We start from the raw sequence: 7204 nt of genomic DNA on the forward strand, positions 1-7204 counted from the left end.
GGCGCTGGCCGCGTAGCCCGGCAGCACCGCCGCCGGCCGGGCCAGCGGCGCCCGGGGGGCCATGGCGACCACGGCCGCCGAGGCGACGAAGGGCAGGGCGAACACGTCCCGCCCGGTCAGCGCCTCGATGGTGGCCAGCAGGCCCATTGCGCCGAGCAGCACCGCACCGGCGACGAGCGCGCCGGCCCGGGCGGCCCGCCGGTCGAGCGCCGGCGGGCCGAGGGTGGTCGCGGCCATGCCTAGCCGACCCGGCGCAGGAAGTCGCGGATCAGCCCGGCGATCTCGTCGCCGTGGGTCTCCAGCGCGAAGTGGCCGGTGTCCAGCAGGTGGATCTCGGCGTCGGGCAGGTCCCGGGCGTACGCCTCGGCGCCGGCGGCCCCGAAGATCTCGTCGTGGCGGCCCCAGGTGACCAGGGTCGGCGGCCGGTGCTCGCGGAAGTAGCGCTGGAAGTCGGGGTAGACGTCGAGGTTGAACTGGTAGTCCCAGAAGAGCTGGAGCTGGATTTCCTTGTTGCCCGGCCGGTCGAGGCCCGCCTGGTCGAGGCGCCAGGTCTCGGGGGCGACGCGGTCCAGCCGGTCCGCCGGCACGCCGTGCGTGTACTGCCAGCGGGTGGCCTCGACCTCCAGCAGCTTGCGGACCTCCGGCTCGTGGGTCGCCCGGTCCTTGGCGTGCGCGAAGAGCACCTCCCAGAACGGGGTGAAGCCCTCGGTGTAGGCGTTTCCGCTCTGGGTGACCAGCGCGGTTACCCGCTCCGGGTGCCGGCTGGCGATGCGCAGGCCGATCGGGGCGCCGTAGTCGTGCACGTAGAGCGCGAAGCGGTCGATGCCGAGGGTGTCGAGCAGGCCGAGGGTGATCTCGGTGAGCCGCTCGAAGCTGTAGTCGAACCCGCCGACCGGCGGGGCGGAGGAGTTGCCGAAGCCGACGTGGTCGGGGGCGACGAGGTGGTATTCGTCGGCGAGCGTCGGGATCAGGTTCCGGAACATGTGCGAGCTGGTGGGGAAGCCGTGCAGCAGCACCAGGGTCGGGCGGGACGGGTCGCCGGCCTCCCGGTAGAAGACCTGCTGGCCGGCGACGGGGACCACGTGGTGACGGGTGGCGAACGGGGACACGGGCATGCTCCTGGGTATCGAGAGAACGAGCGTTCTCCGGCTGGTTGATACCGTAGGAGAACGAGGGTTCTCCAGGCAAGGGGCTTTGACATGGACCACACCACCGCCGAGGCGCGGCTGCTCGACGCGGCCGACACGCTCTTCTACGAGCGCGGCATCCAGGCCGTCGGGATGGACGCGATCCGGGCCGCCTCCGGCGTCTCGCTCAAGCGCACCTACCAGCTCTTCCCCTCCAAGGAGCACCTGGTGGAGGCGGTGCTGCGCCGCCGCGACCGGGCCGTCCGCGACGCGCTGGCGGCGTACACCTCGGCGCGGCCGACCCCGACGGAGCGCGTCCTGGCGGTCTTCGACTACCTGCACGACTGGTTCGGCGAGCCCGACTACCGGGGGTGCGCCTTCATCAACTCGTTCGCCGAGCTGGGCGGCACCTCGGCCAACGTGGTCGACATCGTGCGTACCCACAAGCGGGCATTCGCCGACCACCTCGCGGCGCTCGTCGCGGCGGCCGGCCGGCCGCCGGCGCTCGCCGCGCAGCTCGCCCTGCTGGCCAACGGCGCGATGGTCACCGCCGCCATCACCGGCGACGTCGAGGCCGCCCGCGAGGCCCGCGCCGCCGCCGGCCGCCTGCTCGACGCGGACGCCACCCCGGCGGGCACCCCGGAGCCGCCGGCTGCGCCGACAACGTGACGACCCCCGGCGGTACGCGCACAGCGCCCCGCCAGGCGGACGAGCGCTTCGGGTCGGCTTCCTCGCGCCCGCACCCGGTTCAGGGCCGGCGGGAGGCTCGGGTGCGGCGCCCGGCGGCGTCACCCGTCCGGGCGGGGGCTACGCCGGTCCCGGCGGCAGTCCCGGGGCGAGCCGGCGCAGCGAGGTGAACGTGGGGACCAGCGCGCCGTACAGCTCGGCGAAGAGCGGCAGCAGGGCGGCGTACGTGGCGGCGGCGGCCGGCTCGGGGCGGGCCGTCTCCCCGATGTGCACCAGATCGGCGGCGACCTCGATCGAGGGGACCAGCCCCAGCGCCTCCATGCCGAGCAGCGCCGCCCCGAAGCTGGAGCCCTCGCGGCCGGTGGGGAAGCGCACCGGCGTGCCGAGCACGTCGGCGAGCATCTGCCGCCACAGCGGGCTGCGGGCGAACCCGCCGCTGGCCCGGATCTCGCGGACCTCGTTGCCGGCGGCCCGCACCGAGGCCAGCACCAGCGCCAACTGCTGGCAGACCCCCTCCAGCCCGGCCCGCACCAGGTGCGCGCGGCGGTGCGCGTGGGTCAACCCCACGTACGCGCCGCGCGGCAGCGCGCTCCAGTGTGGCGCCCGCTCGTTGAGCAGGTACGGCAGCATGATCAGGCCGCCGGAGCCGACCGGCGCCTCGGCGGCCAGGGCCAGCAGCGCCTCCTCGGCGTCCTCGCCCAGCTCCGGGGCGAGCGCCTCGCCGGCCCAGTCCAGCACGACGCCGCCGTTGTTGATCGCGCCGCCGACGACCCAACGCCGCTCGGTCAGCGCATAGCAGAACACCCCGCCGAGCGGGTCGACGCCGGGGCGTTCCACCATCACCCGCATCGCGGCGCTGGTGCCGATCGAGCAGGCCATCACGCCCGGGGCGACCGCGCCGAGCCCGAGGTTGGCCAGCGGGCCGTCGCCCGCGCCGACGACCACCTTCGTCTGTGCCGGCAGCCCGGTCGCCGCCGCCGCCTCGGCGGTGAGGCCGGGCAGCACGGTGGTGGTGGGCACCAGCTCGGGCAGCTGCTCCTCGGTGATCCCGGCGATGCCGAGCGCCTCGGGATCCCAGGCGAGCCGGTGGATGTCCAGCAGGCCGGTCGCCGAGGCGACCGAGTGGTCGGTCACCAGCGCGTCGCAGAGCCGCAGCAGGATCCAGTCCTTGATGCCCACCCAGTAGGCGACCCGCCCGAAGAGCTGCGGCTCCTGCTCGGCGAACCAGAGCAGCTTGGGCAGCGGCGCCATCGGGTGGACCGGGGTGCCGGTGCGGTGGTGCAGGGCGAGGCCGGACGGGACCCCGCGCAGCCGCTCGGCCTGCCGGCTGGCCCGCGAGTCGGCCCAGGTGACCGACGGCGTGAGCGGGGTGCCGTCGGCGTCCAGCCCGATCAGGCTGTGCATCGCGGTGCTGAACGCCAGCGCGTCGACCCGCCGGCCCAGCTCCGTCACCACCGTACGGACCGACTCCAGCACCGCCGCGTGGATGAGCTGCGGATCCTGCTCGGCGTAGCCGGGGTGGGGCTCGTCGAGCGGGTAGCCGACCGAGTGGTGCACGAGCTGGTTGCCGCCGGTGTCGTACGCGACGGCCTTGGTGCTGGTGGTGCCGATGTCGACGCCGACCACGACGGCGCGGAGCGGGTCGCCCACCGGCCCCACCCCCTCGCTGGCCCCGGGTGCCGCCGACGTTACCGACCATCCGGGCGGCCCGTAGGGGGAACAACCCGTTTCCCGGTCGGGTCTTCCCCGGCGCCCCGACCCGGCACGAGAATGCCCATCAGCGTGAATGTTCTGCACGTTCACCGGGACGGGGAGGGAAGAACCGAGATGAGACTCAAGCCGACCGGCGCGGTGGTCACCGCACTCGCCACGGTCGTGACCACGGTGGTCGCCGGCGTCCCGCCGGCCGCCGCGCAGCACCGCGACGGCGGCTACTCGGCGGAGATCCGGCGGGCGTCGTACGGCGTCCCGCACATCACCGCCCGCGACTTCGCCTCCCTCGGCTTCGGCGTCGGCTACGCCCAGGCCGAGGACAACATCTGCGTCATCGCGGAGAAGATCGTCACGGTCAGCGCGGAGCGGTCCCGCTTCTTCGGCGCGACCGGCCCGACCGACGCCAACGTGCGCAGCGACCTGTTCCACCGCAAGGCGATCGACGACGGCACCGCCGAGCGGCTGCTCCAGGGGCCCCGCGACGGCGTGCGCTCCCCGTCGAACGAGGTCCGCGACCAGATCCGCGGCTTCGTCGCCGGCTACAACAACTACCTGCGCCGCACCGGCGCGGCGAACCTCACCGACCCGGCCTGCCGGGGCAAGCCGTGGGTGCGCCCGCTGACCGAGATCGACCTGTGGCGCGCGAGCTGGGCCAGCATGGTCCGGGCGGGCTCGCGGGCGGTGCTCGACGGGATCGTCGCCGCCGCGCCGCCGACGGCCAGCGGCCCGGCCGCCGTACTGGACGCGCCGGGCGCCGCGGCGGTGGTCGCCGCCCGCGACGGCGCGCCCGCCGGAGTGGGCAGCAACGCGTACGGGCTGGGCGCGCAGGCGACCACGCACGGCGGCGGGATGCTGCTGGCCAACCCGCACTTCCCGTGGGAGGGCGCGGAGCGCTTCTACCGGATGCACCTGAAGGTGCCGGGCCGCTACGACGTGGAGGGCGCGGCGCTGGTCGGCGACCCGATCATCGAGATCGGGCACAACCGCACCCTCGCCTGGAGCCACACCGTCTCGACCGCCCGCCGCTTCGTCTGGCACCGCCTGGCGCTGGTCCCCGGCGACCCCACCTCGTACTACGTGGACGGCCGGGCGCGGAAGATGACCACCCGCACCGTCACCGTCCAGGTGCCCGGGCCGGGCGGCACGACCGTGCCGGTCAGCCGCACCTTCCACGACACCCACTTCGGCCCGGTGGTCGTGGTCCCCGGCACGTTCGACTGGACCGCCACCGCCGCGTACGCGATCACCGACGTCAACGCCACCAACAACCGCGCGTTCGACGGCTGGCTGGAGATGGGCCGGGCGAAGACGGTCCGCGAGCTGAAGCAGGTCCTCGACCGGCGCCAGTTCCTGCCCTGGGTCAACGTGATCGCCTCCGACTCGCGCGGCGAGGCCCTGTACGCCGACCACTCGGTGGTGCCCCGGGTCACCGACGAGCTGGCCGCCGCCTGCATCCCCGCGCCGTTCCAGCCGCTCTACGCCACCAGCGGCCAGGCCGTCCTCGACGGCTCCCGGTCGGCGTGCGCGCTCGGCCGGGACCCCGACGCGGCGGTGCCCGGCATCCTCGGCCCGGCGAAGCTGCCGATCCGGTTCCGGGCCGACTACGTGACCAACTCCAACGACAGCCACTGGCTGGCCAACCCGGAGGCGCCGCTGGAGGGCTACCCGCGCATCATCGGCAACGAGCGCACCGAGCGCAGCCTGCGCACCCGGCTCGGCGTGGAGCAGGTGCGGGAGCGGCTCGCCGGCACCGACGGGCTGCCGGGGCGGAAGTTCACCACGGCCCGGCTCTGGCAGACCGTCTTCGGCAACCGCGCGTACGGCGGCGAGCTGGTCCGCGACGACCTCGTGGCGGTCTGCACCGCGCACCCCACCGCGACCGCCTCGGACGGGACGACCGTCGACCTGCGCGAGGCCTGCGCGGCGCTGAAGGGCTGGGACCTGCGCGTCGACCTCGACAGCCGGGGCGCGCACCTGTTCACCGAGTTCGCCCTGTCCGGCGGCATCCGCTTCGCCGACGCGTTCGACGCCGGTGACCCGGTGGGCACCCCGAGCCGGCTGAACATCGCCGACCCCCGCGTCCGCACGGCGCTCGCCGACGCGGTGCGCCGGCTCGCCGGCATCCCGCTCGACGCCCGGCTGGGCGACATCCAGACCGAGCCACGGGGCGAGCGGCGCATCCCGATCCACGGCGGACGCGCCGAGGCCGGCGTGTTCAACATGATCATCGGCCCGCTGGCGCCCGGCGTCGGCTACCCGAAGGTGGTGCACGGCTCGTCGTTCGTGATGGCGATCGAGCTGGGCCGCGACGGCCCGTCGGGGCGGCAGATCCTCACCTACTCGCAGTCGAGCAACCCGAACTCCCCCTGGTACGCCGACCAGACCCGGCTCTACTCCGGCAAGGGCTGGGACACGATCAAGTACACGGAGGCGCAGATCAAGGCCGACCCGAACCTGCGCACCTACCGGGTGGGGGAGGGCCGCCACCGCCACTGACCCGCACATCGCCGCGCGCCGGCCGGGCACCCGACCCGGGCCCGCGCGCCGCCGCACCGCCCCCCGGTCGGATCCGGCGGCGCGTGGCGTCCCGACCGATCCGCGCCGGCGGCGCGTCGCCCCCGCCCGATCGGCGCCGATGCGGGCCGCGTCGCGGCCTGGCCCGCGCGGGCGACACGCCCGACGGGTACGGGCCGGCCCGGCGACACCCGCCTATCGTCCGATTTGGTCCGCTGATCGGCCATTTTGCCCCGTTGCGTCGTGTCCCCGCCGACCGTTGTCACCGTTGAGGACTGTGACACCCCGGTTGGTGGCCTGCGCGGCGAAGGAGTCGGCATGGCAAGGACTGATTCGACGGGTTCCACGTGGCGGTACCGGTGGGCGCACCGGCAGAACGAACGGCGGCGGCGAGTGTTCCGCAGCGCCGAGAAGGCCTGGCGACGACGCGACGACGAGCTGCGCCGGCTGCGTACCCTCGCCGAGGAGTTCCAGGGCTCGGCCGCCGCGGGCGCGGGGCTGCCCCTGGAGCTGGCGCCCGACGAGGTGGTCTTCTGGGTGCTGCCGGCCGCGCAACTGGTGGAGGTCCGGCACACCACCGTGCTGCCCGCGCCGGACCTGACGCTCGCCCCGGAGTCCGCCCCGCTGCGCTCCCGCCGGCCCGACGGGACCCGCGTCGCCGACGCCGGCATGGCGGTGATCACCAACCGCCGGCTGGTGCTGCTCGGCGGGCGCGGCCGGCGCGACTGGGCGTACGGGAGGATGACCGGCCTGGCGCACGACCCGCACGCGCCGGTCACCCTGATGCAGGTGCTGGACCGGCGGCGCACCTCCGGGCTGATGCTCCCCGTGGACGTGGCCGCCGACTTCCGGTTCAAGCTGACCCTGGCCTTCGCCGACGCCATCGAGCAGCGCGGCGCGGTGCTCGACCAGCTCGACGAGGCGATCGCCGAGCACGCGCAGCTCAAGCCGTTCCGGCCGGTGATCGCCACCCCCGGCCAGGCCCGCCCCTTCGCCCTCGTGCCCGGCGGCCGGCGCACCGTGGCCGTCGCCGCCGGCATCGCCCTGCTGGTGCCCGCCGCGCTGCTCGACACCGACCCGGGCGACCCGACCGGCTCCGAGGTCGCCGTCGCCGTACGCCCGGCCGCTGTGACTGGCCCAGGAGACGTGGTCACCCTTGCGGA

The 7204-nt window shown here is 74.9% G+C and carries 6 protein-coding genes; 3 read left to right on the top strand and 3 right to left on the bottom strand.

Annotated features, from left to right (window positions below; genetic code table 11):
- Positions 1 to 237, bottom strand: a 237-nt coding sequence (locus ACWENR_RS28600; protein ID WP_452280056.1) for a hypothetical protein, incomplete at its 3' end; no start/stop codon positions are given.
- Between the two features lie 2 nt (positions 238 to 239).
- Positions 240 to 1115, bottom strand: coding sequence for an alpha/beta fold hydrolase (locus tag ACWENR_RS28605; RefSeq protein WP_452280057.1), 876 nt, complete (start codon positions 1113 to 1115; stop codon positions 240 to 242).
- An 84-nt stretch (positions 1116 to 1199) separates the two neighbouring features.
- Here ACWENR_RS28605 and ACWENR_RS28610 point away from each other — a divergent pair, with 84 nt between their 5' ends.
- Positions 1200 to 1796: a TetR/AcrR family transcriptional regulator gene (locus ACWENR_RS28610; RefSeq protein WP_452280058.1), complete on the top strand. Its 597-nt coding sequence runs from the start codon at positions 1200 to 1202 to the stop codon at positions 1794 to 1796.
- Between the two features lie 138 nt (positions 1797 to 1934).
- On the opposite strand, the gene ACWENR_RS28615 is transcribed toward ACWENR_RS28610, so the two are convergent.
- Positions 1935 to 3464 (bottom strand): gluconokinase, encoded by a 1530-nt coding sequence (locus tag ACWENR_RS28615; protein ID WP_452280059.1) that lies wholly within the window; start codon positions 3462 to 3464, stop codon positions 1935 to 1937.
- Between the two features lie 177 nt (positions 3465 to 3641).
- Here ACWENR_RS28615 and ACWENR_RS28620 point away from each other — a divergent pair, with 177 nt between their 5' ends.
- The gene (locus ACWENR_RS28620; protein ID WP_452280060.1) at positions 3642 to 6023 is read left to right on the top strand and encodes an acylase; all 2382 of its coding nucleotides are present in this window, start codon (positions 3642 to 3644) and stop codon (positions 6021 to 6023) included.
- A 336-nt stretch (positions 6024 to 6359) separates the two neighbouring features.
- Positions 6360 to 7204 (top strand): hypothetical protein (locus ACWENR_RS28625; RefSeq protein WP_452280061.1); only part of this gene is annotated, 845 nt, incomplete at its 3' end.

The sequence above is a fragment of the Micromonospora sp. NPDC004336 genome (genome assembly GCF_053602615.1).